Annotated in this window: 23 protein-coding genes; 3 read left to right on the forward strand and 20 right to left on the reverse strand. The window is 40.8% G+C overall.

Annotated elements, in window-relative coordinates; genetic code table 11:
* Positions 1 to 25: 25 nt before the first annotated feature.
* Positions 26 to 1450 (reverse strand): sigma-54 dependent transcriptional regulator, encoded by a 1425-nt coding sequence (locus QL986_RS09000; protein ID WP_028833986.1) that lies wholly within the window; start codon positions 1448 to 1450, stop codon positions 26 to 28.
* Positions 1447 to 2559 carry an ATP-binding protein gene (locus QL986_RS09005; protein ID WP_290172481.1) on the reverse strand — a complete coding sequence of 371 codons (1113 nt, stop codon included), beginning with the start codon at positions 2557 to 2559 and terminating at the stop codon, positions 1447 to 1449. The genes QL986_RS09000 and QL986_RS09005 overlap by 4 nt, the downstream gene beginning before the upstream one ends.
* Positions 2560 to 2688: 129 nt before the next feature.
* Between QL986_RS09005 and QL986_RS09010 the strand changes: the two genes are divergently transcribed.
* Positions 2689 to 3276, forward strand: a complete 588-nt coding sequence (locus QL986_RS09010; protein WP_290191473.1) for a DNA-3-methyladenine glycosylase I — start codon at positions 2689 to 2691, stop codon at positions 3274 to 3276.
* Between the two features lie 131 nt (positions 3277 to 3407).
* On the opposite strand, the gene QL986_RS09015 is transcribed toward QL986_RS09010, so the two are convergent.
* Complete coding sequence (locus QL986_RS09015; protein ID WP_028833983.1) at positions 3408 to 4844, reverse strand: sigma-54-dependent Fis family transcriptional regulator; 1437 nt, start codon at positions 4842 to 4844, stop codon at positions 3408 to 3410.
* Between the two features lie 365 nt (positions 4845 to 5209).
* Between QL986_RS09015 and fliS the strand changes: the two genes are divergently transcribed.
* Together fliS and QL986_RS09025 are read left to right on the forward strand one after the other, a co-directional pair.
* Positions 5210 to 5605, forward strand: a complete 396-nt coding sequence (fliS, locus tag QL986_RS09020; RefSeq protein WP_008112168.1) for a flagellar export chaperone FliS — start codon at positions 5210 to 5212, stop codon at positions 5603 to 5605.
* Positions 5605 to 5928, forward strand: a complete 324-nt coding sequence (locus QL986_RS09025; RefSeq protein ID WP_028833982.1) for a hypothetical protein — start codon at positions 5605 to 5607, stop codon at positions 5926 to 5928. Before fliS ends, QL986_RS09025 begins: the two co-directional genes overlap by 1 nt.
* Positions 5929 to 6116: 188 nt before the next feature.
* Here QL986_RS09025 and fliD read toward each other — a convergent pair whose 3' ends face one another.
* From fliD to QL986_RS09110, 17 genes are all read right to left on the reverse strand, one after another.
* The gene (fliD, locus tag QL986_RS09030; RefSeq protein WP_290191474.1) at positions 6117 to 7541 is read right to left on the reverse strand and encodes a flagellar filament capping protein FliD; all 1425 of its coding nucleotides are present in this window, start codon (positions 7539 to 7541) and stop codon (positions 6117 to 6119) included.
* 27 nt (positions 7542 to 7568) lie between these two features.
* Positions 7569 to 7955, reverse strand: a complete 387-nt coding sequence (locus tag QL986_RS09035) for a flagellar protein FlaG (protein WP_290191475.1) — start codon at positions 7953 to 7955, stop codon at positions 7569 to 7571.
* Between the two features lie 100 nt (positions 7956 to 8055).
* Entirely contained in the window at positions 8056 to 9444 is a 1389-nt protein-coding gene (locus QL986_RS09040; RefSeq protein WP_036953620.1) for a flagellin, read from the reverse strand.
* 215 nt (positions 9445 to 9659) lie between these two features.
* Positions 9660 to 11111, reverse strand: coding sequence for a flagellin (locus QL986_RS09045; protein WP_290191476.1), 1452 nt, complete (start codon positions 11109 to 11111; stop codon positions 9660 to 9662).
* A gap of 274 nt (positions 11112 to 11385) precedes the next feature.
* The gene (gene flgL, locus QL986_RS09050; protein WP_290191477.1) at positions 11386 to 12645 is read right to left on the reverse strand and encodes a flagellar hook-associated protein FlgL; all 1260 of its coding nucleotides are present in this window, start codon (positions 12643 to 12645) and stop codon (positions 11386 to 11388) included.
* Between the two features lie 2 nt (positions 12646 to 12647).
* Positions 12648 to 14654, reverse strand: coding sequence for a flagellar hook-associated protein FlgK (gene flgK, locus QL986_RS09055; RefSeq protein WP_290191478.1), 2007 nt, complete (start codon positions 14652 to 14654; stop codon positions 12648 to 12650).
* 1 nt (position 14655) lies between these two features.
* A complete protein-coding gene (flgJ, locus tag QL986_RS09060) occupies positions 14656 to 15651 on the reverse strand; it encodes a flagellar assembly peptidoglycan hydrolase FlgJ (RefSeq protein WP_008113076.1) in 996 nt (331 codons plus the stop codon).
* A gap of 136 nt (positions 15652 to 15787) precedes the next feature.
* Positions 15788 to 16882 (reverse strand): flagellar basal body P-ring protein FlgI, encoded by a 1095-nt coding sequence (locus QL986_RS09065; RefSeq protein ID WP_036953616.1) that lies wholly within the window; start codon positions 16880 to 16882, stop codon positions 15788 to 15790.
* 12 nt (positions 16883 to 16894) lie between these two features.
* Positions 16895 to 17578, reverse strand: a complete 684-nt coding sequence (gene flgH / locus QL986_RS09070) for a flagellar basal body L-ring protein FlgH (RefSeq protein ID WP_013465588.1) — start codon at positions 17576 to 17578, stop codon at positions 16895 to 16897.
* A 14-nt stretch (positions 17579 to 17592) separates the two neighbouring features.
* Complete coding sequence (flgG, locus tag QL986_RS09075) at positions 17593 to 18381, reverse strand: flagellar basal-body rod protein FlgG (RefSeq protein WP_013465589.1); 789 nt, start codon at positions 18379 to 18381, stop codon at positions 17593 to 17595.
* Between the two features lie 21 nt (positions 18382 to 18402).
* Complete coding sequence (locus QL986_RS09080; RefSeq protein ID WP_013465590.1) at positions 18403 to 19146, reverse strand: flagellar basal body rod protein FlgF; 744 nt, start codon at positions 19144 to 19146, stop codon at positions 18403 to 18405.
* 133 nt (positions 19147 to 19279) lie between these two features.
* A complete protein-coding gene (gene flgE, locus QL986_RS09085) occupies positions 19280 to 20602 on the reverse strand; it encodes a flagellar hook protein FlgE (RefSeq protein ID WP_013465591.1) in 1323 nt (440 codons plus the stop codon).
* A 58-nt stretch (positions 20603 to 20660) separates the two neighbouring features.
* A complete protein-coding gene (locus tag QL986_RS09090) occupies positions 20661 to 21338 on the reverse strand; it encodes a flagellar hook assembly protein FlgD (RefSeq protein WP_013465592.1) in 678 nt (225 codons plus the stop codon).
* A gap of 13 nt (positions 21339 to 21351) precedes the next feature.
* Entirely contained in the window at positions 21352 to 21783 is a 432-nt protein-coding gene (gene flgC, locus QL986_RS09095; RefSeq protein ID WP_013465593.1) for a flagellar basal body rod protein FlgC, read from the reverse strand.
* Positions 21784 to 21785: 2 nt separating this feature from the next.
* Positions 21786 to 22196: a flagellar basal body rod protein FlgB gene (gene flgB / locus QL986_RS09100; RefSeq protein WP_013465594.1), complete on the reverse strand. Its 411-nt coding sequence runs from the start codon at positions 22194 to 22196 to the stop codon at positions 21786 to 21788.
* 129 nt (positions 22197 to 22325) lie between these two features.
* Positions 22326 to 23156 carry a protein-glutamate O-methyltransferase CheR gene (locus QL986_RS09105; protein WP_013465595.1) on the reverse strand — a complete coding sequence of 277 codons (831 nt, stop codon included), beginning with the start codon at positions 23154 to 23156 and terminating at the stop codon, positions 22326 to 22328.
* Between the two features lie 20 nt (positions 23157 to 23176).
* A complete protein-coding gene (locus tag QL986_RS09110) occupies positions 23177 to 24109 on the reverse strand; it encodes a chemotaxis protein (protein ID WP_013465596.1) in 933 nt (310 codons plus the stop codon).
* Between the last annotated feature and the right edge of the window lie 87 nt (positions 24110 to 24196).

Here is a 24196-nt window from a genome sequence, read left to right on the forward strand (position 1 = left end):
TGATTGAACTTAGGGCTTATGGGGGTTATGCTGGGAGGGAAATACCTAAATCACGCATTTGTGCTAATTTGTAGCGTAAAGTACGCGGGCTAATACCTAAGGTTTCGGCGACCTCTTTACGTTTTCCTTGGCAGCGTGCCAAGGTTTCTAAAATAATACGATGTTCTTTATCTTTAAGCTCATCTTTGTAACTACCAGTATCGACGGCTAACAAATCATTTTTTTGCTCATCTGCAGGCGCTGCTTTTTCATCATAATAAGCGTTACTGAGACTACTTTTTACAGGCTCAATGTCAGCTTTAGTTTCTGCCACAAAATGCGTTGGGGCTAGATTTTCGATAAAAATAGCATGCTCATCAATACTATTTCCACTGCGTAAAATTAATGCTCGCTGGATAACGTTATCTAGTTCGCGTACGTTACCGGGCCAGCTATGGCTAAGCAGTTTTTGCTCTGCACTGCTATCTAAATACGCCATTGGCTCTTTGCTTTTACTTAAGTGACGTTCAATCAAATGCTTAGCCAACACAATAATGTCCCCTGGGCGCTCACACAGTGGTCGCCATAGCAGTGGGAAAACATTGAGTCGATAGTATAAATCTTCGCGGAACTGGTTTTCAGCAACCGCTTCTTTTAACTCTCGGTTACTTGTGGCAAGCACACGTACATCCAGTGCAATGGTTTTACGACCACCTAAACGCTCAACTTCACGCTCTTGAAGTACACGTAACAGCTTGGCTTGCAGGCCTAAATCCATTTCGGTGATTTCATCAAGTAAAATAGTACCCCCCTGCGCTTGTTCAAACTTACCAGGACAAGCCTGTATCGCACCGGTAAACGCACCTTTTTCATAACCAAATAAAGTGGCTTCGAGCATATTTTCTGGAATAGCAGCGCAATTAATCGCTACAAACGGTTCATTACAGCGTTTTGATTTGTCATGAATATAACGCGCCAGTACTTCTTTACCAGAGCCACTTGGCCCAAGCACCATCACACTGGCATCTGATCGAGCAACTTTATTAGCAAGTTCGAGTAATTGAATACTACTAGGGTCGGCGACAATGGGCCCGTCTGTTTCTTTTTCTTTTTCTGGTAAGTAACGACTCACCATATTCAATAGCACTTCTGGTGCAAATGGCTTAGCCATATAATCAATCGCGCCTAAACGCATAGCCTCTACAGCATCATCAATAGTGGCATAGGCCGTCATCATTAGTACGGGTAAATCAGGGTAATTTAATTTAATACTACGTAATAAATCCAAGCCGCTCATTGCGCCCATTTGTACATCACTGACCACCAATGAAAATACTTCTTTTTTTAGTAGCACCATGGCTTGCTCGGCACTATTGGCGGCCATACAGGCTATACCTGACATTTCAAGCGTATCAATTAATGCTTCACGAAGTCCGGCGTCATCTTCTACAACTAAAATAGTGTTACTCATTGTGACTCCCCTAATTTAGATGTGACACTAATAGGTAGCAACATACTAAAAATTGCTCCCCCTTGTGGGTTGTTGTCTGCTTCAACACGTCCCTGATGTGCACTGGCCACTGAACTTACAACGGCAAGTCCTAAACCAGTACCTTGGCTTTTAGTGGTATAAAAGGGTTCAAATATTTTCTCAGTTTGTGCTAAATCAAGCCCAGGGCCATTATCACTAACACTAATGCGGACATAATCAGGATCTTGCATATCACGCAAAGCACTAAGATGTACTTGTGCACCACTGCCAATGACTTGAATACTATTATGAATTAGGTTTTGAATTGCGCTTGCCAATGCTGTTTTGTTACCCATAATTTCAATATCGGGTTCAGGTAAGCTCACATTTAATTCGCTATCATTGAGCGCTACCATAGCATCGGCACCGGCTTTAACTTCACTTAGTAGCTGTTGCATCGACACTTGCTCAACAACTTGCTGATCACCACTTTTAGCAAATAACAGCATGTCGTTTACTTGGGTTTCTAAATCTTTTAAACGTGACATTAATTTAGTATGAAAACTGCCGCGAGACGCTTCGGGTAAGCGTTTTGAGCCTAAATTTGCGGCATACAACATAGCCGCTGATAACGGTGTGCGTACTTGATGAGCTAAAGACGCAACCATTTTACCTAAGGCACTTAAACGCTGCATATGCGCGACTCGCTTTTGTAAGCGTCGGGTTTCGGTTAAATCGGTCATTAGTATAAGTTGCCCAGGCTCAGGCGCGAGTGCAGTAATATCGAGCTTTATTAAGCGTCCATCTTTTAACGACACTTCATGACCATCATCTTGATGAGGACGAAATGAGCGCTGAATAACGCTAAACCACTTCTCTCCTTCTAATGGCTCGCCGAGCATATCGATAGCTATTTGGTTTGCCTTAGCGATCATTCCTTTACCATCAAGTACAATCACGCCCGCAGGCATGGTATCAACCAGATGAGAGAGCCAACTTGCTTGTTGACGCAAATCACTCAACTCACCAACATACTCCTCTTGCAGTAAACATGGGTTATACTGATTAGCAGAAATAAACTGGGGTTTTAGCACACTTGCAAGGGCCATAATCAACTCTCTAAAATAATGTAGATACTGTAGCTAATGCACAATATGTACCAAAATTATTTACTAGCAAATTCAATAAATTAAACCAACAAAACGCGTGTCGTAAAAATGACGCGCAAAGGAACATGCATGAATAAAGAGACTCAGTGCCGCTGCCCATGGTTAGATACCTCAAAGCCCGACTATGTGGATTACCATGACCATGAATGGGGCGTTCCTGTGTATGACGATCAACTACTTTTTGAGTTTTTAACGTTAGAATCGGCACAAGCAGGGTTAAGTTGGTACACCATATTAAAAAAGCGCGCTAATTATAAAAACGCCTTTGCAAACTTTGATGTAAATAAAGTAGCGGCCTTTACTGAGCAGGACCTAGAAACATTAATGCAAAATGAGGGAATTGTTCGCAACCGCTTAAAAATAGCCGCAACAATTAATAATGCAAAGTGCTTCATTGCTATTCAAAAAGAGTTTGGCAGCTTTAGTGATTACCAGTGGCGGTTTGTTGGTAATAAACCTCAGGTAAACGATTTAGAGACGCTTGCGGATTACCCCGCAGTTACTGAGGCATCAACATTATTTGCAAAAGATTTAAAAAAGCGTGGCTTTAAATTTTTAGGCCCAACCACAGTGTATGCCTACATGCAGGCGTGCGGTATGGTTAACGATCATAGTAATGATTGTTTTAGGAAGGAAGAAGTTAAAAAGCTCGGCTAGGAGCGGGTTTCGGGTTACGAGACGCGAGGTAAACCCGCTGACAATTATAGCGCCGAGTTTGCATTAAACGCAGTGTTTATTTTTTCTAACCTAACACCTAGCGCCTAGTACCTAGCACATGCACTTAGCTCTCAATCTCTAGAAAGGTTATATTTTTTCATTTTTTCGACCAGTGTGGTTCGTCTTACACCAAGTACTTCAGCAGCACGGGCGACAACGTAATCAAAGCGCTCTAATGCCTGTGTGATTAAGTTAATTTCAAGCTCAGCTAAGTACTCTTTAAGCTCAATACCTTCATCGGGCAATAAACCAGGTGCGGCCTGAGCAAAGTCATCTTCTAGATCTATTTCATCTTCGCTAAATCCGCCACTAAAAATATCATTAAAGGCATCACGCTCCATCAGCTCTTCTGGGTACTGTGGCTCATAGGCTTCAACTTCAATGTAGCGGTATTTATTGGGTAAATCAGGAACATCCACCACCTTATCTGGAAACATAATAACCATTCGTTCAACAAGGTTCGCCAGCTCACGAATATTACCCGGCCAAGCATGTTCTTTTAAACTATCAATAGCACGCTCTGTAAACTTAGCCGTAGTACCGCTTTGTTCATTTACACGGCGCATAAGCTCTTTAAGTAGTAATGGTATGTCTTCTGCGCGTTGAGCAAGAGATGGGCTCTCAATAGGAAAAACATTTAAGCGATAGTATAAATCTTCTCTAAATGAGCCTTTTTCTATCATGTTTTCAAGGTCACGGTGGGTTGCAGCAATCACACGCACATCAGCTTGGATCGCTTTGGTACCACCAACGCGCTCATAACTACGCTCTTGGAGCACTCGCAGTAATTTAACTTGCATTTGTAATGGCATATCCCCTATTTCATCTAAAAATAGCGTGCCACCTTGCGCTAACTCAAAACGGCCTTTTCGTGCTGAAATAGCCCCAGTAAACGCGCCTTTTTCATGACCAAATAGTTCACTTTCTAATAGCTCAGCAGGAATAGCCCCACAGTTGACCGGTACAAAAGGGCCTTTATTACGTTTAGAAAGCAAATGTACGTTACGGGCGACCACTTCTTTACCTGTGCCCGACTCACCCAAAATAAGTACATTGGCATCGGTTTTTGCAACCTGCGTAATTAAAAAGCGTAAATCTTTTACCGCTTTGGTTTCACCAACAAGACCATCAAAGGTGCTTTTCTCTTTATTATTTTTATGTTCATGCGGCAACATGCGCTGATATTGCTGACAGTCGTGCAACAGCTGTGTGGTAATTTCATGAGTAAATGGCTCACATATCAACCCCACAACATTAGCCAAACTCAACAAAGGTTTAAGCGTTTCACCAATGAGTAAAAAAGGAAATGTTGGGTATCGTTTAATTAAACTTTCGTGATCTAAAGACTGCAAAGCACCTAACACCACAATACATTCTTTGTTTTGATAGTGGCTACATGCCTGTTCAAAGTCAGCTTCTGTTTGCAACTGTACAGCCTCACCAATAAAAGTAAGCGATGCGTATAATCCAATAGAGCGATTGTTATTATTATCTAAAATTAAGATCATCTTTAGCGAGCCATTTATTTCACTAATTTGTTTTATTAATCAAATTGTAAGCCAGTTGGGTTTGGATGCAAGCAATAGCGGCGATTTTTTGACATTAACGCCAAAAAACAGACACCCGCCCCGCAAAGCTAATACTTTATAACTAATAACTCTTTAACTATTTATAACGGCATACCGACTTAGGATGAATTATCTAACACGTTTTGCCACTGATGATGATGCGACTCTACACAGAAGAAACTCATAAAAAGTGCTATTATTACTTAAAGGTGTGACTGTTTTTGCCGATAAGTAATAGTCAAACTTATGTTGGAACTAAACTTGCTTAAGGTTCTACACAGTAATTAAAATTTGAGGAATTACCCATGGCTCATGCATCAATCAATAAATACCGTCAAATAACAGTTAGCAGCGTTAAAGAGATGACTCCCTACGACCAAGTTAAACTCGTGTTTGTAAATATTGTTGGCAAGCTCTCTGCTGCAAAAGGATTTATTGAACGTAAAGAGTTAGAAAAAAAAGGCAACGCAATCTCTGATTGTATTGTGCTACTTGGTGCGTTGCAGCAAGTGTTAAATTTTGAAGACAATAATGAAGTATCAACTAACTTAGACTCTTTGTACGATTACTGTCAGCGTTGCTTATTAACTGCAAACCTTGAAAACAACATTGATAAAATTGATGAAGTAATTACCTTAATTAAAGAGATTAAGTCAGGCTGGGAAGCAATTCCATTCGAACAAAGAGAACCACAACTGTAATGACTTTAAAGCAGGTTACGAGCTCACAAATTACTGATAGTAAGACCAGAGACTACTGCAATGAGCTGGTTAGTTTGATTACTGACTCTCAGGATTGGGATATTGAGCAAGCACTGAATATTCATAGCCGGTTAGACAGTTACATGAATGAATCTTTAAAGCATGACGACGGTTTTTATTCTGAATCTGAGCTTGAGTTTTTAATCGCATTTGTGGCACAGCTTTCAACACTATTTGATAGCGAAAAACAAAAGTTAGCGATAGAAATTATAAAGAAACAAAAAAGCAAAGGCGCGGTGAATAAGTATAAATCTAATATTTAAAAATATTATTTACTTTAGCCCCCCCTATTTTATTCCCCTTTACAGAGTGATTAAGCAGATTTTTCACTCTGTATTTTTATTTCCTCAAACCTCACTATAAAACAACACAGTTAGTTACTAACAATCGAACAAACATAAAAAAACCTGACTCATAAGCCAGGCTTTATTTGCTAAACAAGGTTAATTGTTTAGCTAGACTTTTTAACCACACCAGGTAGGTTAGCTAATTGCTGTTGCAAGTAACTCCCTGTCGAGTTTAGGTTAGCAACGAGCAAATCCATTGCGTTGTACTGGCTATATAATCGCTCTTCATATTTAGCCATACGGGTATTAAACTTTTCTACGTCAGTTTCTAGTTTAGAAATTTGTGATTCGCGACCTTCTATACGAGAGCTAATAATACCATCAGACGCAGTATAGCCTTTAATCACCGTGTCTAGCTGACCAACAAAACCATCACCATCATTTTCACCAACGAAAAACGTTTGAATAGCTTGTGGATCACTTTCTACCGCAGCTTTAAGCGCATCAGAATCAATACTTAATTTACCTGAGCGCTCAGTTCTAATACCAAAATTAGCTAAAAAGTCGGTATTACCATTACCCGTACTAAATTCCGACGTTAGCAATGAGCGCACTTGATTTACAGAGCCTCTAAGTAATGAATCACCCGCAAGCGCACCTACCCCCTCTTCAGCACTAGATCGACCTAACTGATTTGATAAGTCAATAAACGCATTAAACTTTTCTACAAACGATTTTAATCCAGCCGCAACATTATTATTGTTCTCTGTTATCGTTGCTTTACTTAAATCATCATCTGCGTTGTGCGTTTTTTTGGCATTAATGGTGACACCCTCAATGACATCTTTAAATTCATTTGTACTGCTTGTCGCAACAAGCGTCCCATCAATCGTAATTGAGGCATCGGTCGCTGCCGTTACTTCATTTAAATTTTCAGCATAGGTTGCAGATGCAGCATCGCTGTCATAAGCTAGTCGTGATAAGCCAGACAAATCAGTATTATTAGCATCACCAACATCATCAACCACAATCTTTATTGCGTTTTCTGCGCCAGTTTCCTTACTTGATAATACCAATCGCTGCCCCGTATCATCAGTAATAATAGTGGCATTAACTGAGTCGTTATCGGTAGAATTATTAATAGCATCACGAATATCAGCAAGGGTCGCTGTATCTGACACATCAATATTAAAATTATTACTACCTGAACTAATGGTTAGCTTACCCTCACCCACAGCCTCATCACCTGCTATGGCACTTGAGGTTAACTTGTGGTTTTCAGCTAAGCTGTTTACTTTTATAGAATAGTTGTTAGTTTGCGCGTTTTTTTCAGAGCTTAAAGAGACAAAGTCATCGCTACCACTGATAGTACGCTTTTGAAAGTTTTCGATGTCCCCCAATGATTCTAGAGAACCATTAAGCTCTTCTAAAGACGCTTTTAAGGTCCCTACCGCAGAAATGTCCGTAGTAAAATTTGCTTGCTGTTGTGTTACCCGTGCTTGATAAGGGGCTTTTTCAGCATTGACTAAAGCGGTTACAATTTCATTAACTTGAAGTCCTGAACCTATACCTGTAAATGAAATAGCCATAATACTTACCCTCTTAAATTGCTCAAACTAAACTTTAAAATCAACTAACACGCCAGTGGCTTCTGCTAATTTAGCAACAATACCTAATACTTCTTCAGAGGGATATTGCTTAACTAAATCACCGCTTTCTTTATCAATTACCTTAATAACATTACGGCCAGAATCTTCATCTACTTTAAACTGTAGGCTACGATTCATTTCGCCCATAAAATCCTGCAATTGCTGTACCACCTTCTCTAGTTTTTCAGGTGACAACTCAGTTTCAGAAACTTCACTATTACTTGCCGTGGTGGTGATGGGTGTATTCTTTTGCTCATCGGCGTTTTGCTTAACTTGTGATGGGGCTTGGTAGCTTGAGCTGACCTCACCTTTTTGCGCTGAGCTGATATTTAGATTTAAACTTTGCGTTTCCATAATTCGCTCCTACTATAAAGCGATATAAAGCTTTATACCTATACAAGAAAGGAAGGGTTGCCCCTTCCTTAGTAGTTAAAGTATAGAGCTTATTGTTAAATTAACCTAATAAGCTAAGTGCTGCCTGTGGTAACTGGTTAGACTGAGCTAAGATTGTTGTACCAGCCTGTTGCATAATCTGGTTTTTAGTCAGTTTAGCCGTTTCTGCAGCGTAATCTGTATCTTCGATACGGCTTTTAGAAGCTGATACGTTTTCTGATACGTTTGCAAGGTTAGCAATAGTGAAACCAAAACGGTTTTGTACCGCACCTAAGTCAGCACGTTGTGCATCAATTTGCGCAAGCGCCGCATCAATTGTTTCGATTGCGTTTTGTGCACCAGCACTAGTCGTACCAGAGATATCAATTGACTCTACTGACGTTAATGAACCTTGACCACCCGTAGCAGCAAGACCACCACCTAGTATTTCATCTACAGTTGTACCAGAGATACCAATTTTATCTGGAGAAGAAAGCTCTAGAGTAGATGAAACAGCTTGGCTACCAGCTGCCGTACCACCACCTAAAGAAGCCAAACCCGCAGTTGCGATGAGTTCAATACCATTAACACCTGTTGCTTTAATCGTCAAATCACCGCCTGACTCAACAACATCATAACCATCAGCAACCATCGCTTCAGCAAGACGTGCAGCGTCACCACCATATTCAGCTAATTTATAAGTATCATCACCGATGTTTAAATCACCAACATCAGATGAATCAAGACCTGTTAATGTTGTACTTAACTCTGAAGTTGCAGTTACGCCTGATGCAACTGCATTGATTTTAGTAGCAATATCTTCTGCGCCATCATTAGCAGCGACAGATACCGCTTTACCATTTATGTTAAGAGTTGCATCTGCAGTTGTTGCATTTTGAAGCGCTAAAGTCGTGTCACCAGCAGTACCCAATACAGAACCAGCCCCACTAACACCATATGCACCAAGCGCATCAGCAGACACATCACGCAAACTTACGTTGATTGTTTCGTTAGCGTTTGAACCCACTTGGAATTGTTTAGTACCGAACGAACCATCTAGTAAGCTTGTACCACCAAATTTAGTCGTTTCAGCGATACGAGTAAGCTCTTGCTGTAATGCGCCAACTTCTTTTTGTAGTGCTGCACGAGCATTAGCATCGTTTGAACCATTAGCTGATTGTAAAGATAGGTCACGCATACGTTGTAAGATGTTTGATGACTCTTGCATCGCACCTTCAGCGGTTTGCGACATTGAGATACCATCGTTAGCGTTACGCTGAGCAACACCTAAACCATTAATTTGTGAAGAAAGACGGTTCGCAATTTGTAGACCTGCCGCATCATCTTTCGCACTGTTAATTTTCATACCAGATGAAAGACGTTGCATTGATGTACCTAATGCATCGCTAGATTTTGATAAGTTTCTTTGTGCATTTAGTGATGCAACGTTAGTATTTACTGATAAAGCCATGTTATAACTCCTGATTACTTTCGTAATGTAACTAATTGATTTTAACCAAGAGCCATCACAATAAAAATCTGTTCAAGCTCCGTTCTAATTAAGTTAACGGCCGTTATAAAATTACCTTTAGCTTTTTTTTAAAAAAACAGTAAAAACTTTTAATTGATTGAAATACAGACAAAAAAGCCAAGCATATTTGCTTGGCTTTTTATAGTTAGCGGATATTAGCCACCTAAAAGACTTAATGCTGCCTGTGGCAACTGGTTTGCCTGAGACAAAATAGTAGTACCGGCTTGTTGCATAATTTGGTTTTTAGTTAGGGTTGCAGTTTCAAGCGCATAATCGGTATCTTGAATACGACTACGCGAAGCTGACACGTTCTCAGATACGTTAGCAAGGTTGGCAATAGTAAAACCAAAACGGTTTTGTACCGCACCTAAATCGGCACGCTGGGCGTCAATTTGCGCAAGCGCTGCATCTATGGTGTTAATGGCAGACTGTGCACCTGCACTAGTTGTACCTGATATATCCACACTTTCAACAGATGTTAATTCACCTGAACCACCGGTAGCTGAAATATTTGCCCCGCCTAGAATATCATCTACGTCAGTACCAGATATACCAATTTTCTCTGACGAAGATAATGTCAGTGATGATGAAACACTAATATCGTTATTAGTAGCACCACCAGCAACTGGCGCACCACCTGTAGCGTTATTTGCAATGGTAGCTGTACCGGCAGTACCCGTCATTTGAATACCGTCAACACCTTCAGCTCTTAGTGTTAACGAACCATTATCGACGATTGCATCATAGCCGTCGGCTTGCAGTTTTTCAGCAAGTCGGTCAAGATCACCACCAAATTCTGATAATTTATAAGTATCAACCGCAGCACCCGCTTTGCGAAGAGTTAAGTCGCTGTTATCTGCTGATGTTAGCCCAGCAATAGTAACATCTAATTTTGCAGTGGCAGTAACCCCTGTTGCTTCTTTATTAATGGTATCGGCTATTTCAGCAGCGCCTTTACCCGTAACACCTGCATCAGGGATTGCAACACCATTTATATTTAATCCTGCAGTAGCCACAGCGCCAGTTGCCGTAGCAAGTGGCGCTGTTTGTGTTGCAACAGCACCCAGTAAAGTACTGTTTCCTTTTACTTCATATGCACCAATAGCGTTGGCAGCTACATTACGTAAGCTTACATTAATGGTTTCATTCGCATTTGCACCCACTTGGAATTGTTTTGTACCAAATGTACCGTCAAGTAAGCTGGTGCCACCAAATTTGGTGGTGTCTGCAATTCGTGTTAGTTCTTGTTGCAGGGCTGCTACTTCTTTTTGCAGTGATGCACGGTCAACCGCACTGTTTGAACCATTCGCTGATTGCAGTGATAAGTCACGCATACGTTGCAGAATGTTTGCAGACTCTTGCATCGCACCTTCAGCCGTTTGCGCCATGGAAATACCATCGTTGGCATTACGCTGAGCAACCGTTAGGCCATTAACCTGAGAAGTTAGTCGGTTGGCAATTTGTAAACCTGCAGCATCGTCTTTTGCGCTATTAATACGCAAACCAGATGATAGTCTCTGCATTGAGGTTTCAAGTGCCATGCTAGATTTAGATAGATTGCGTTGCCCATTAAGTGATGCAACATTTGTATTTACGCTTAAAGCCATTTTACCATCTCCTAGTTTCAATCAGAATGTGGTTCAAAATATTTAAGCAAAAACCACACTTTCTATAACTAGCTAAATGCATTAGTTGTGCCAACTAGAAAAAAAAGATTAACCTTATGTTTTAAAACAACTAAATAACACTTATTGCGGCTTTAAATTAGAAGTTAGCGATTTTTTGACAGAAGATAAAAAGGGGGTGACAGTTTTTTGCCGCTTCGTTAAGGCAAGTTATTACCTATTTTTCCTAAAAGTAATAACCTGCCTTGGATGGTGTTTATAAATAATCGAATAATGAGAGTTTAGCCAAACGACCAAAAGTCGCTTGTGAGGCCTGTAAACCAGACTCATGTTTAGTAAGATCGCTGATGGCTTCAGCGGCATCAATTTCAATCAGGCTGGATCTGTTTTCTTGATTATTGATATCTAGTGCACTGTTTGAATCAGTTACACGCTCAACCACATTCATGCGCCCACCTAAGCCAGCTTGTGTAAATACAATTTGCTCACTGGCGTTTTTAAGCTGAATTAAACCATCCGATAATGCTTGGTTAATTTGCGCTTCATCAAGTTGTTCGTCATTTAGGCTAATGATCAAATCTTCTAGTGTATTCAATACATTTTCTTTGCTTGGTTTCTCAAGGGTAAAATCAAGCTGCCCCGGTGCTACACCTTCAAGTTGAATTTCCATACCGGCAAATTCAATCGGCTCATCAGTTACTTCACCAGTCACAGGTGGTACAAGAGGATTACCATCACGTAATATCTCATACTGATCAGGCGATGAAGGGGTCGCACCAGGGATCACATTAACGTTATAGGTATTGATCGTTGGAGAAATAAGCGGATCTGGGTCTGAGTTATAATTATCTTTATGAAAACGATCAAACTCACCTTGATTTTGAACATAAACAGTTCCAGCGGTAATACCGCCTGATGGCGCTCCATCATTCGATACCACATCAAGACGTGCATCAACTCGTTCAAATACATTAAAGCCATTATCGCTTGATTTGATCTCAACGCCTTTTGCAATGGTTACTTCGTGCTGGCCTTGATCGCCTTGGTATTCGTATTTGCCATTAGTGCTATTAAATGTATAAGTTTGAATATCGTCTTGATAGCCAGAGAAAAGGTATTTCCCCCCTTCAGATTGACTATTCATTAAGTTAAGCAGCGATTTTTGCAATTCTTTTAGTTCACTGGCAACCGAAGCCAAATCACCTTTATCTAACGAACCATTGCCCGCTCGTATAGTTAACATTTGCGCTTCTAAAATAGTGTCGTTCATACCTTGTAATAAACTTTCTTCGGTTTCTAAACGCCCTTTTAGCTGGTTAATATTTTTCGTCAGCTGCTCATTAGTTTCTATTTTATTGGTGTACAACATACCCTGCGAAATAGCAGCAGGGTTTTCTGAGGTACTCAAATATTTTTGACCTGTCGTAACGCGCTCCTGCGCACCAGCTACATTTTGTTGATTCTCAAGTATTTTATTAATGTTATTTTGATACATTAAATTATTTGATAAACGCATAATTACCTCGCCGCACTCAGTAAAGTGTCAAAAATAGAACGTGCTGCAGACAGTACTTGAGCCGATGCAGCATAAGATTGCTGAAAACGCAGCAAATTAGCTGCCTCTTCATCTAAATTTATGCCGGATAACGATTCATACCAGGCTTCTGATTGCTGTGCTAAAGCATCAAATGCCGCCCCGTTGGTTTTTGCTTGACTGGTTACTACACCAACATCGGTTACTAATCCAGCATAGGCCTGGTTCAAGGTTTTATGATTATCGGCTGAGGCACTTGCTACCACATTTTGACGTACTAAGTCGCTATTTTGTAAGTCAGCGAGTTTTTGACCATTACGGTTATCATCAAAACCGCCTTCATTAAATTCTAAATTAAAGGTATCACCTGTAGCCGGTACCCCTTCAATATTAAAGTCAAAACCATAGCCATCATAAGGAGGCCCCGCTTGCGCCAAAATATTGTTAGCAGGCGGTGTAACCGTAAACGTGGTTGTACCATTACCATCAGTAAGTTGATATTCGTTAGCATTAGCAGTTTTAACAATGTTAATAGGACCATTTGCTAAGCCTAAAGGGTTTGTAAAACTGCCGGTAGTTACATCGCTCACATCACCCGGTGAAATAGTCCCAGTGCCTGTATTATCAAGCCCGTCTGCTGTTCTAATTGGAGAGGCCAAGGCAATGTCTTCGCCCCGACCTGTTGTCAGCGATATATTGCCAGCCGCGCCACTATTAAGTTTTATCTGAAATTGATCACCGGCATTACCAGCTCCGGTTACGTTTAGCTCTAAACCAAACGACTCCCCGCTGGTGATTGCCGCAGAGTCAATAATGCCACTCGGTGGAATAACAGCTAACGATGCACTGCCTAAAGGCTCGCCTTTATTATCTATTGGCTGAATACTTACTTCGTTAGGGTTCCCCGTATAGGTGATCACAAAATCACTCGCTGGTAGTTCACTGCCTTTACCAGCTTCAACGGTTGCTGACATATTAGCTGTTCCGGTATTTGCTTGATAAACAAAAGCACTGACCGTTGGGATATCAAAAATATCGCCTCCAAGCTCACCGTTTGCATCCATTCCTAAACGGTTTTGCTGATTAAACGAATCAGCAAGCGCAATGCCCATCTGACCTATTTGATTTTGTGCAGGCACCAAAATATCGTCTCTAAATGCCAATAAGCCACCAATTTTACCTTTGAGTTTAGTGGGATCTATTTCTAGTGGAACGGCTTGGCCACCATTTACATCTAAGCGTAACTCTTTAAAATTAGCATCGGGATCGCCACTAATCGAAAATAAGTTAAATGAACCATTTTGCATAACAACCGCTTCACCTGTGCCCATAAATACTTGTTTTTCACCATTAGGGCCATCGAGTGTTTCTATATCAATTAGTTTTGATAAATCACGTATTGCTTTATCACGCTCATTGTAAGCTGAGCTAGCATCTGCTTCGTTTTTAGTGCCATGAACACCCGCAATTTCTTGATTTAACGAACTAATACTTTCGATTAACGTATTCGCCTCTTCAGAAAATATTTCTAATTGCTCATTAACCACTGCTTTTTGCTCTGAAACAATACCTGCAAGCCGGTCCATTTGATCAATCAGATTTTGCGCATCACTCATCACTAATGAACGAGCAACCGTAGATGAAGGTTGGTTAAGTGCTTCTTGTACGTTGTTAAACATCGAGTTGATACTAGTTGATAAGCTGTTTGATTTTTCTGAAAAAATTTGATCAACCCGACTCGCCTCGCTAACAAATTGATCAAAAAAGCTTTTATTTGAGGTATCTCGGTTTAATTGCTTTTGTGCAAACTCATTTAATAACCGGTACGTTTGACCGCGGCCCACCTGATTATCAATCATGGTAGTAAATTCAGTTCGCTCTCGTACATACCCTTCAGTATTAACGTTTGCGATGTTTTTACTTGTCGTTTGCAATAACTCAGAGTTTGCTCTTATTCCTGAATTAGCAATATTTAATAAATTAAACGACATGTTACTCTACTCCTTGGCGGATAACGCTTGTGGCGATATTCTTTAACTCGTTACTGTTAAGCACTCTTTTTATTTTGTCTGCATAGTTAGGGTCGGTTGCATAACCGGCTTGCTGTAAAGAGTCTAAAAATTTGTGCGGCTTTGCTGTATTGTTTAATGCATCTTGATAGCGAGGGTTCTGTGTTAAAAAATCCACAAAATCATTCACGCTATCTTTTATTGAGTCATACGCTCTAAAGCTTGCTTGCTTTTTAACTGCAGCGCCTTGCTCAAACTCTAAAGTGACCTTACTGGCTTTTTCGCCCTGCCAACTTTTATCTGACTTTATATTGAATAAATTATTTGAGCTATTGCCATCACCTTTACTGATAATATGTTTACCCCAACCAGTCTCTAATGCTGCTTGCGCAACCATAACCGCCGGATTTAAACCAATTTTCTTAGCCGCTGTTTTTGCATGCTCCCACACTGTACTTACAAATTCCTCAGCATTCTCAAACGTGCCAGACGCTATGTTTTGTTCGCTTTTTTCAGTTGAATCAACGAGCGGCACTTTTTCAGTGACCTTTTGGTTTTCTTGATGAGGTAAGGTGCTACCCGCACGTTGGTCACTAAAGAAATCTGACGTTGTACGAAGAACTGAGCCTGGCATAAAGTTTTTTCCATCTGGCGATAGTTGCTGCACAATTAAATCAGCAAGACCTAAAGAGCCATTTGATGAAAGCTCTGTAGCCATCTGTTGGTCGTGCATTTCTTCAAAAAACTTCACGCCACTTGCATTAAATGGGCTTTCTTTGTCTTCAAAAGCCTCATTGGCTTTACGCATACTTTTCAGTAGCATTTGGGTGAAGATAGCTTCAAATTGTGCCGCCGCTTTTTTTAACGCCGCTTTAGATGCATCGGTTGATGCATCACCGCTGTTTAAAGCATCTCGACGCAAAGAGTCTAAGTTGCCTAAATCAAAAAAGTTTTGCTTATCTAGATGATTTGTTTCCATCAGCTTTTTGACACAATAATTAATAATACCTAATGAAATGCAATAATTGAGCCAAAAAAAGAGTAGCGATGAAAGGTTAAAGGTAAAGGGTGAAAGGTTATAGACCCTAGGGCCTAGGGCCTAGGGTCTTATAAAACTAAATTACAACAAGCTGACCGTTAATTGCACCGGCTTCTTTAAGTGCTTCAAGAATCGCCATTAAATCGCCAGGGGCAGCGCCAACTTCATTAATAGCACGAACTAAATCATCAAGGCTTACACCTGGGTCAAATACAAAAGCACGTGAATCATCTTGATTAACGTCAATAATACTTTGTTGGGTAACCACTGTTTCCCCCTCTGCTAGAGGATTTGGCTGCGCCACATTTTGTTGCTCAGCAATGGTCACAGTAAGACCACCATGTGTAATTGCCGCAGGTTGTAATTTTACATTTTTGCCAATAACTATAGTGCCGGTACGTGAGTTAACAATTATTTTTGCCGAAGTATCCGCAGGCTTAAACTCTAAGTTTTCAAGAGTTGATAAATACGATACGCGCTGTGAAGCATCACGAGGTGCAATAACGCGAATAGAAGCTGCATCGAGTGCTTGAGCGCTATTTGGGCCGATTAAATCATTTATGGTTTTCTCTAAACGTTTAGCAGTAGTAAAATCAGGGCGGTTTAAATTAAAGGTAATATAGTCGTTTTGCATAAATGGGCTTTTAACAGCACGTTCAACCGTGGCACCGTTTGGCACACGCCCTACGGTTGGCGTATTAATAACGACTCGGCTGCCATCTAGGCCTTCAGCACCTAAGCCACCTACAATTAAACTGCCTTGAGCGATGGCGTAAACATTACCATCAACCCCTTTTAGGAATGTTTGTAATAATGTGCCACCGCGCAGGCTGCCTGCACTGCCAATTGATGACACGGTTATATCTATGGTTTGCCCTGGCTTTCTAAATGGAGGGAGTTCAGCATGAACAGCAACCGCTGCAACATTTTTAATTTTTGGCTTTAAACTAGAAGGTAACGTAATACCAAAACTATTGAGCATGCCTTTGAAGCTTTGTTCGGTAAAACGGCTTTGCTCACCGGTACCCGGTAAACCAACAACCAATCCATAGCCCACTAATTGGTTTGAGCGCACCCCTTCAACCATAGATACATCTTTAATTCGCTCAGCACTGGCAGTAAATTGCCAGCCTAGTAGCACCATAAAACAAAAAACTTTAAAACCATTCATGTCGAATGTCCTCTAAAAAGGAAACAATGAGCTACTAAAGAAACGCGTTAACCAACCCGGGCTTTGTGCCTCTTGAGTTTGACCCTTACCTGAATACTGAATACGCGCATTCGCAATACGATTAGACTCAACAGTATTATCAGCATTAACATCTTGTGGACGCACTAACCCCTCTAAGCGAATAAATTCTTCACCGGTATTTAGCGTTAGCCATTTTTCACCGCGAATCACTAAATTACCATTTGGTAATACTCGCATCACGTTAACCGAAATATCGCCAACTAGGCTGTTTGATTGATTTGATTTTGAGTCACCTTTAAACGACGCATCACTACCAACCCCAAATTGAATACTATCGCCACCAATATTAACCGGTAAACCACCTAAACCAATAACAGGATCGAGGCTAGCATCTGTTTGTTTATCTGTTTCTGTTTTAGCCGCTTTTGTGGCTTGGGTTGACTCTTGCAATTTAACAGTAATGATATCGCCTGTTCTAAGTGCTTTCTTATCGGCATATAAGTCATTCGATAACTGAGTACTGAATAAAGAGCCAGTTGCTACCACTGGCTCCATATTAGGCTCAGGATACATAGGTGCATAGTAGGGATCGTCCTGCACTACTTCATTATTTTGTGTAGATACACAACCGCTTAACAGTAAAGTCCCTACTGCAAATAACATGATATTACGCATACAATCCCCCAAGACTATAATTGTTGATTGATGTAGCTCATCATTTCATCAACCGCTGAAATTACCTTTGAGTTCATTTCGTAAACTCGCTGAGTTTCAATCAAATTAACCAACTCTTCGGTCACATTTACATTTGATGTTTCAAGTGAACCTTGAATAATTGTACCTAAGCCCTCAACCCCCGGGTTACCTTGAACAGGTGCACCACTTACTGCAGTTTCGGTATAAAGGTTTTGCCCTATAGGCTCAAGGCCCGACGGATTGATAAAATCACTAATAGTAATTTGACCAATAACCACGTTTTCGGCTTGACCTTTAATGCGAACTGACACTTCACCATCTTGAGATACGGTGATTGACTGTGCATCATCAGGCACATTCATTTCAGGCTGAACAACGTAACCGGCACCCGAAGTTACAACTCGCCCCTCACCGTCGGTGGTAAACTGACCGTTACGCGAATAGGCAATATTGCCATCAGGCTGTAAAACCTCAAAAAATCCAGGACCAGAAATCATCCAATCTAATGAATTTTCAGTGGTGAGCATGTTACCTTGGGAAAAGTTTTTCTGATTAGCGACCACTTTCGTACCCGCGCCCAACATTAAGCCTGACGGCATTTCGGTGTCTTGCGATGAGCGACCGCCTGGTTGATTAATATTTTGGTAGAGTAAGTCTTCAAAAATAGCGCGGCTTTTTTTGTAACCCACTGTACTGGCATTCGCTAAGTTATTTGATATAACCGATATATCTGTTTGTTGAGCGTCAAGCCCTGTTTTACTTATCCATAATGCTGGATTCATAATAATATCCTCACGTTATAGTTAAACGATGCGCATCAGCTGTTCTTGACGTTCGTCAATCTCTTCAGCTGTTTTCATCAGTTTTACTTGTAATTCAAATTGGCGTTGATGACTGATCATATCGACCATTTCATGCACAGGATTTACATTCGATTTTTCTAATGTGCCGCCTAATACTTGTACATTGGCTGATGTTTCAACTATTTGGCCTGGTTTAGCTCTAAATAAGCCATCGTTACCCTTCTCGAGTGTAGCGTTGTTTGCATCAACTACTTTTAGCCGATCAACTTCTTCTAAAAAGTTAGCCGGTGCACCTTGAGGGCGAACTTGAATAGTGCCATCTTTGCTAAATTCAATTTTTTCAATCGGTACAGGTAATATGACTGGCCCACCTTCGCCAATAACTTGACGACCGTCGCTGGTAGTCAACATTCCTTCAGCCGTTATATTTAACGAACCCACTTTTGTATAGGCTTCATTACCAGAGGCATCCTGAACACTCAGCCATGCGTTATCACTCATAGCAATATCAAGGCTGCGACCTGTTTCGACAACACCGCCCGATGTCATGTTTGATCCTGGGCGCTCCTGCATAGCAAAAACACGAGTCGGCAAACCTTCACCGAAAGCCTGCATTGACCGTGCTTGCGCAAAATCAGATTTAAACCCAGTGGTATTCGCATTTGCCAAATTATTGGCTTTAAGAGCAAGCCCTTGCATGCTTTGTTTAGCGCCAGATGCCGCTATGTAGACCATTTTATCCATAACATCGACTCATTAAGAAATCTATGTATGAGTAAATGCAATATAAGTGCCAAATTAAATTTAAGTGTGAATAAGATTTTAGGAGAGGAATAAAAAAGGCTGCACTAAGCAGCCTTAGTAAATCAAAATATGATTATCTGATCTGAAGGATGTTCTGTTGAATAGTTGAGTTAACCTCAAGCGCACGAGAGTTTGCTTGGAAGTTACGCTGCGCACTAATCAAATCAACCAGCTCATTGGTTAAGTTTACGTTAGACTGCTCAAGAGCTGACGAATTAATGTTGCCTAGTGTGCCTGAACCTGGCTCACCCGCAATTGGTTCCCCCGAGGTCAAACTTTTTTTCCATGAAGTGTCACCTACTTGCTGCAAACCTTGTGAGTTTGAAAAGCGCACCATGGCAACTTGACCTAAGTAAGTTGAATCACCATTACTGTAAGATGCAACAACTTTTCCATCTGTACCAATATCAATACCCGCTAAGCGACCTACTGTCGCACCATCTTGCTCTAGTGCTTTCACCTCAAAGCGACTCGCATATTGAGTAGGCGTTCTATTTGCAGTACCGGCCTCATCGCGCCAATTAATCGCAATATCATCAAATTGGGCGCCATTAGATAAAATACCCGATAAATTAGTTCCGGTTAAATTAACATCAGTAAAGGTTGGACCAACATTTGGAGCACCATTAGTCGTTGCAGGCAAACCGCTAGCATCAAACCCAAAGGTACTTAGCGGGCTTGGTGTTGCTGTCGCGGCACCAGTTGCATCAAAGGGAGTTTTATCAAGCGTACCATGTACTTGCCATTCATTAGGCGCTGTTTTTACAAAAAAGAATTGTAGAACATGTGGCTCACCAAGTGAGTCATACATTGTGGTCGATGTCGAAGAGTTATAAGTAGTACTGTCTGTTGCATCAAAAGGGACAGCTATTACATCTTCTCGAGAATCGACGTTAAATGATGTATAAACGTTTGAAGTAGAGCGCGGAGAGCCCGAAGAATCTGGTATTTGTAAAGCAGATGAAGTACTAAGACTTACAGAGGTCGTATCACCACTAACTTCATCAACTGGGAAGCTTTGTAAAAAATTACCTTTAGCATCTACAACAAAGTTATCTTTATTAAGCTTAAATGCACCCGCACGCGTGTAGGTAAAGTCTTGTGCGCCTAAGTCTTGACTGGTAGCAAAATACCCCTCACCTGTGATCGCTAAATCCAGTGAATTATTAGTAAACTGCAGCGAGCCCTGATGAAACTGCTGGGCAACCATAGTGGTTTGTACACCATCACCATTTTTCGTTTTACCGGCGCTAAATACTGATGATGCGTATACATCAGCAAATTCAGCGCGAGACTCTTTAAAGCCCGTGGTATTTACGTTGGCAATATTATTGGCGGTAACATCTAAATCTTTTTGTGCGGCAGCAAGGCCTGTTAATGCAATATTGAAGCTCATAATTAACCTCTAACCTAAAAAATATTTAGCCTATTGGCTAAAAAATACATAAAATCTATTACGCGATTTCTGCGACATCAGTCAGCCTAACCGCACCTTCTTTGGTATTAATAATAATGCCGCTTGAGCCATTAATATTAACACTCTCAATATTTTTGAATGAGGCAATTGGTAAGCTAGAGAATTCGCCATCCGTACTGCCTTCAGCTTTAACATTGTATTCACCAGGAGGAAGTCGTTCACCCGCTTCGTTTTTACCATCCCATGCAAAGCGAACCGCACCTGCAGGCTGCGTGCCTAAATCAATAGTTTTAACTAATTGCCCTGATGCATCTTCAATACGAAGCGTTAAATTGTCTACCGGCTTTTCAGCAACAATCGCTCCCTTTACCTCACCCGACTCATTAAGCTCAAGTGTGTCAGACTCCAGCAGCGCTTGCTTACCAACCAGTGTTGATGCTTGCAATGCTGAATTTGATGTCATCGACGCAGCTAAAGACTCAAAGTTAGAGTTTAAATTTGAGATCCCTTCAGCCATAGTAAAGTTTGTCATTTGTGCAATCATCTGATCGTTATCAGCTGGTTTGCTGGGATCTTGATATGACAACTGCTGTGTTAACAACGAAAAGAAATCTTCTTGGGTTAACGCATCACTCTCTTCTTTTTTTGGCACTTGCTTATCTTGCCAACGTAAAGAGTCCATGTAGGATGAAGAAGTACTAATATCGTTACTCATGAGCTACCCTCAGTTACCGCTGACCTAACAGCAGTGTTTTACTTAACATTTGCTTAGCTGCATCAGCAACTTGAACATTTGTCTGATAAGAGCGAGAAGCAGAAATCATATTTGCCATCTCCTCAACAACATTCACGTTGGGTTTGTAAATATATCCATTTTCATCCGCACTCGGGTGATTTGGGTTATATTCGATTTGTAGTGGTTTATTACTTTCAACCACTCCTAACACTTTTACACCAACGGCAGAGCCCTGTGGGTTGCTTGCTGACGCTGACGCTTTTGTTAGCTCCGCAGCAAATACAGGTTGTCGCGCTCGGTACGTCTCATTTTGTGAAGAGCTAATTGTATTGGCATTAGAGATATTACTTGCCGTGGTATTTAATCGCACGTTTTGCGCGCTCATACCAGAACCAGCAATATCAAACACATTATATAAACTCATAATTAGGCTCCTTGACTACCGAGGGCTTTTTTCAGGCCTTTAAATTTACCATTAAGAAACTGGACACTGGCCTGATACTCCATAGCATTCTGTGTATACAAGTTCCGTTCCACTTGTATATCAACAGAGTTGCCATCACCTGTATCTGTTTGATTTGGCGTACGAAATAGTTCATTACTACCTACACTACGGGTACCACCGGCAATGTGTTTTTCATTGGTTCTTACCATGGTATTGCCGCTTAGTTGGTTGGACTTTGCCGTTTTTAATGCTGAGGCAAAGTCGATATCTTTTGCTTTATAGCCGGGCGTATCAGCATTTGCGATATTAGTAGCGAGCATTTCTGCTCTTTGCGAACGGATCAACATCGCATGCGGATGCACGCCTAATGCTTTATCAAAACTGATAGCCATAACTACCTCCAAAAAATTGACTCAGTACCGATAAAGCAATAAATGAGCCAGCAGTGAAAATAGTGATGATAAAAACAAAAAACGACGCAATAGGCGTCGTTTAGAGGAGGGATAATATATTAATGAAGGTCATTTCTTTTGATAAATGATACCAGGGTTACAACGCACCATATCAAAGTCAGTACTTAAACCAGACATAGACTCCGACGCACCTAAAAATAAATACCCCTTAGGGTTAAGTGCTTGAGAGAATTGTGCAATTATTTTGGCTTTCACCTCAGGTGAAAAGTAAATTAAAACATTACGGCAAAATATAATATCGAACTTACCCATTAAAGCGTACGAATCGAGCAAATTTAAATGCCTAAAGCTCACTTGCTTTTTCAATGAATCAACCACTTGTGCCATACCATTGCCGCTGTCTTTAAAAAACTTTTTACGACGTTCAGCAGAGAGTCCGCGAGCCAATGCCAATGCATCATATTCAGCATGTTTACACATATCAAGCATGGTATTTGATATATCTGTACCAATTATTTGTGCACCCATTTTTAAAACACCAGGGCTGCTGGATTGAAACTCAGCAACCGACATCGCTATTGAGTAGGGTTCTTGTCCTGATGAGCTCGCCGCAGACCATATTTTTAATGGCCTATTTAACGTTTTAAACTCAGGGAATAATCTGGTTTTAAGTAACTCAAACGGATACTGATCTCTAAACCACAATGTCTCATTGGTTGTCATGGCATCAACAACGGCTGCGCGCAACTGGCGCTCATGCACACCGAGAGTTTTACTTACCAATTCAGACAACGATTCAACATTAAATCGAGACATTAATGGTGCCAAACGGCTCTTTACCAAATACTGCTTATTTTCACCTAAAACAATACCGCACTGTTGTTCTAAAAATAAGCGAAATTGATCGTATTCGTTTTGCTGCAAATCTTTATTAGTCAAATCAATAACACCTATGTTTATTAATCACGATGAACCCATTTATTAACGGCTGTTGCAAGCTCGTCTGGGTTAAATTTTGCAATAAAATCATCTGCTCCTACTTTTTCAATCATCGCTTGATTAAAAACACCACTCAATGATGTGTGTAAAATCACATGTAGTGGCGCAAGTTTAGGATTAGCTTTGATTTCTGCAGTCAGCGTGTAACCATCCATTTCTGGCATTTCTACATCAGAAATGAGTAGCCCTACTCGCTCTGTAATATCATTTACGCAATCGAGCTCTGCAATTTCTTTTAATCTTATTAAAGCTTCTTTACCATTTTTAGCCAACTCAGTTGTTACACCTAATGGTTCCAATGCTCGTTTTACTTGATTTCGCGCAACAGCCGAATCATCAGCAATAAATACTATTCTCTCGCCTAAATCTTTTTGTATATTACCTTGCGAGGCAACATCATCGCTCACGGTAGTATTAACTGGGCAGATTTCGTTTAAGATTTTTTCTACGTCGAGTATCTCAACGAGCTCATTTTCAATTTCAGTGACGGCTGTTAAATAAGAATAACGACCCGCTCCTGACGGCGGTGGCATTATTTTTTCCCAGTTCATGTTAACTATACGTTCAACACCACCTACTAAGAATCCTTGCACTGTACGGTTATACTCAGCAATTATTATAAAGCCATCTTCGATGCTTTTTATTGGGCGCCCGCCTACGGCCATAGATAAATCAATCACCGAAATAGTTTGCCCACGAATATGTGCTACGCCACGGATATAAGTGTTAGATTTCGGCATGCTAGTCAATGGAGGGCATTGAAGAACTTCTCTTACCTTGAACACATTAATACCAAAGCGCTGACGCCCATTAAGCTTAAATAACAATAATTCCAAGCGGTTTTGCCCAACCAACTGTGTACGTTGGTTTACTGAGTCTAAAATGCCGGCCATTTAAATCTCCTAAGAAAACAAATATAAGGAACGATAATTGCTTTCAATTAATAAAGCGTCATAACACAACGGGGGCGTCTAAATTCT

The sequence above is a fragment of the Pseudoalteromonas sp. APC 3250 genome (assembly GCF_030407915.1).
GTDB classification, from domain to species: Bacteria; Pseudomonadota; Gammaproteobacteria; order Enterobacterales; family Alteromonadaceae; genus Pseudoalteromonas; species Pseudoalteromonas tetraodonis.

Coding starts and splice junctions, on each gene's coding strand:
- QL986_RS09000 (WP_028833986.1), bottom strand. CDS start 1,450: ATGAGTAACACTATTTTAGTTGTAGAAGATGACGCCGGACTTCGTGAA.
- QL986_RS09005 (WP_290172481.1), bottom strand. CDS start 2,559: ATGGCCCTTGCAAGTGTGCTAAAACCCCAGTTTATTTCTGCTAATCAG.
- QL986_RS09010 (WP_290191473.1), top strand. CDS start 2,689: ATGAATAAAGAGACTCAGTGCCGCTGCCCATGGTTAGATACCTCAAAG.
- QL986_RS09015 (WP_028833983.1), bottom strand. CDS start 4,844: ATGATCTTAATTTTAGATAATAATAACAATCGCTCTATTGGATTATAC.
- fliS (WP_008112168.1), top strand. CDS start 5,210: ATGGCTCATGCATCAATCAATAAATACCGTCAAATAACAGTTAGCAGC.
- QL986_RS09025 (WP_028833982.1), top strand. CDS start 5,605: ATGACTTTAAAGCAGGTTACGAGCTCACAAATTACTGATAGTAAGACC.
- fliD (WP_290191474.1), bottom strand. CDS start 7,541: ATGGCTATTTCATTTACAGGTATAGGTTCAGGACTTCAAGTTAATGAA.
- QL986_RS09035 (WP_290191475.1), bottom strand. CDS start 7,955: ATGGAAACGCAAAGTTTAAATCTAAATATCAGCTCAGCGCAAAAAGGT.
- QL986_RS09040 (WP_036953620.1), bottom strand. CDS start 9,444: ATGGCTTTATCAGTAAATACTAACGTTGCATCACTAAATGCACAAAGA.
- QL986_RS09045 (WP_290191476.1), bottom strand. CDS start 11,111: ATGGCTTTAAGCGTAAATACAAATGTTGCATCACTTAATGGGCAACGC.
- flgL (WP_290191477.1), bottom strand. CDS start 12,645: ATGCGTTTATCAAATAATTTAATGTATCAAAATAACATTAATAAAATA.
- flgK (WP_290191478.1), bottom strand. CDS start 14,654: ATGTCGTTTAATTTATTAAATATTGCTAATTCAGGAATAAGAGCAAAC.
- flgJ (WP_008113076.1), bottom strand. CDS start 15,651: ATGGAAACAAATCATCTAGATAAGCAAAACTTTTTTGATTTAGGCAAC.
- QL986_RS09065 (WP_036953616.1), bottom strand. CDS start 16,882: ATGAATGGTTTTAAAGTTTTTTGTTTTATGGTGCTACTAGGCTGGCAA.
- flgH (WP_013465588.1), bottom strand. CDS start 17,578: ATGCGTAATATCATGTTATTTGCAGTAGGGACTTTACTGTTAAGCGGT.
- flgG (WP_013465589.1), bottom strand. CDS start 18,381: ATGAATCCAGCATTATGGATAAGTAAAACAGGGCTTGACGCTCAACAA.
- QL986_RS09080 (WP_013465590.1), bottom strand. CDS start 19,146: ATGGATAAAATGGTCTACATAGCGGCATCTGGCGCTAAACAAAGCATG.
- flgE (WP_013465591.1), bottom strand. CDS start 20,602: ATGAGCTTCAATATTGCATTAACAGGCCTTGCTGCCGCACAAAAAGAT.
- QL986_RS09090 (WP_013465592.1), bottom strand. CDS start 21,338: ATGAGTAACGATATTAGTACTTCTTCATCCTACATGGACTCTTTACGT.
- flgC (WP_013465593.1), bottom strand. CDS start 21,783: ATGAGTTTATATAATGTGTTTGATATTGCTGGTTCTGGTATGAGCGCG.
- flgB (WP_013465594.1), bottom strand. CDS start 22,196: ATGGCTATCAGTTTTGATAAAGCATTAGGCGTGCATCCGCATGCGATG.
- QL986_RS09110 (WP_013465596.1), bottom strand. CDS start 24,109: ATGGCCGGCATTTTAGACTCAGTAAACCAACGTACACAGTTGGTTGGG.